The organism is Kitasatospora sp. NPDC018058 (assembly GCF_044327205.1).
In the GTDB taxonomy this organism is placed as follows: Bacteria; Actinomycetota; Actinomycetes; order Streptomycetales; family Streptomycetaceae; genus Kitasatospora.
In genome coordinates this window covers 1-1,269 of record NZ_JBIRFA010000149.1, presented here as the reverse complement: position 1 = coordinate 1,269, position 1,269 = coordinate 1, and the positions used below count along the sequence as shown (strand labels likewise).

At 72.0% G+C, this 1,269-nt stretch carries 1 protein-coding gene and 2 pseudogenes; 1 reads left to right on the top strand and 2 read right to left on the bottom strand.

Annotated features, from left to right (window positions below):
* Both ACH4E7_RS45650 and ACH4E7_RS45645 read right to left on the bottom strand, forming a co-directional pair.
* A pseudogene (locus ACH4E7_RS45650) lies at positions 1-274 on the bottom strand (hypothetical protein); the annotation flags it as partial.
* Positions 267-779, bottom strand: a complete 513-nt coding sequence (locus ACH4E7_RS45645; protein ID WP_396255134.1) for a SigE family RNA polymerase sigma factor — start codon at positions 777-779, stop codon at positions 267-269. The pseudogene ACH4E7_RS45650 and the gene ACH4E7_RS45645, both read right to left, overlap by 8 nt.
* A 252-nt stretch (positions 780-1,031) precedes the next feature.
* Here ACH4E7_RS45645 and ACH4E7_RS45640 point away from each other — a divergent pair.
* Positions 1,032-1,269 (top strand): annotated as a pseudogene (locus ACH4E7_RS45640) (hypothetical protein); the annotation flags it as partial.

Here is a 1,269-nt window from a genome sequence, read left to right as displayed (position 1 = left end):
GGTGGGGGGAAGCTGACACGGAGGGGACGTCTGGGGTGACTGCTCCTTGTTGTGGGCCCGGTGAGTGTTGTGGTCCCGGTGAGTGCAGCACGGACGGGAGAGCCAGGCACAGGGCTGCTGCGGTGCAGGCCGCGGTCGCGCCCAGAGCGTGCCGGCGGTGGCGGCGCTGGTCGGCGCGTCGGCGGATCTCCGCAGCGGGCAGAGTCGGTGCGGGCATCTGCGTGCCGAGCAGCCGCAGCCGGTCGGCGAGGGTCTCGTGGATGGGGTCAGACACGGAGCTTTCCTTCCTCGCTGGTCGGGGCTTGGTCAGCGAGTATGGCCGCGAGCGCGGTCCGGCCGCGGGCGAGGCGGCTCTTGACGGCGCTGACGCTGGCGCCGGTCTCGGCCGCGACCTGCTCGACGGAGAGGTCGCACATGTGGTGAAGGACCAGGGCGCTCCGCTGTGCCTCGGGCAGGTCGCGGAGCGCGGTGACCAGCATCAGGTGCTCCTCGGTGGGCGGCTCGACGGTGAATGGTTCTTGGCGGTGGTGGCGGCCGGCCAAGAGCAGGCCCCGGGCGAGACGCCGCCAGCGGGAGTGGGCCAGGCGCCGGGCCGTGGTCCGGATCCATGCCTCCGGGGCATTGCCCGGGTCGAAGGTGCGCCTTCGGTCCCACGCGCGGGTGAAGGCCTCCTGGACCACGTCCTGTGCTTCGGACCAGTTGCCGGTTATCGCGTAGAGCTGCCCGGTCAGGCGGGAGAAGGACGCCGCGTAGAACGCGTCGAACTCCTGTGGCGTCATCAAAGGCCTCTCTTCCAGGGCTGTCCGTCAGCTCGCGGCACGGGCGGCTCGCGAGGAAGCACTCCTCGGCTGCGGCGGGTCAGCCGTGCGTCCTGGGCGGAGCCTCCCGCCCTGTACGCACGAGCGCCGTCCCGGGGTTGCACCGACGGTCTATGACCTGGATCACGTGTGCTGGGTGCGACCTGCCGGGCGCCGGGAGGCGTACAGGGGTGCTGGCATCAACTGGACGCCCGCAGGAAAGGACACGGATTCATGCGTATCCGCCCGATCATGCTCATCACCGCCACCGCCACCGCCGCAGCCATCGCGACCGTGGGGGGAATGGCCACCGCCGCAACCGGCACCTCCACACCCACACCCACCCCCACACCCACCCCCACGGCCCACGGCAAGCCCTCCGGTGCGCCCACCGCCACGGCCCACGGCGCCGGCTCGGCCGGCGCCTCGGTGGTCTCCGGCAGCGGCTCGTCCGCTACCCGTGTGACTGCCA

What these genes read in the sequence shown, in the direction of transcription:
- ACH4E7_RS45645 (WP_396255134.1), bottom strand. Translation starts at nt 779, where the DNA reads ATGACGCCACAGGAGTTCGACGCGTTCTACGCGGCGTCCTTCTCCCGC.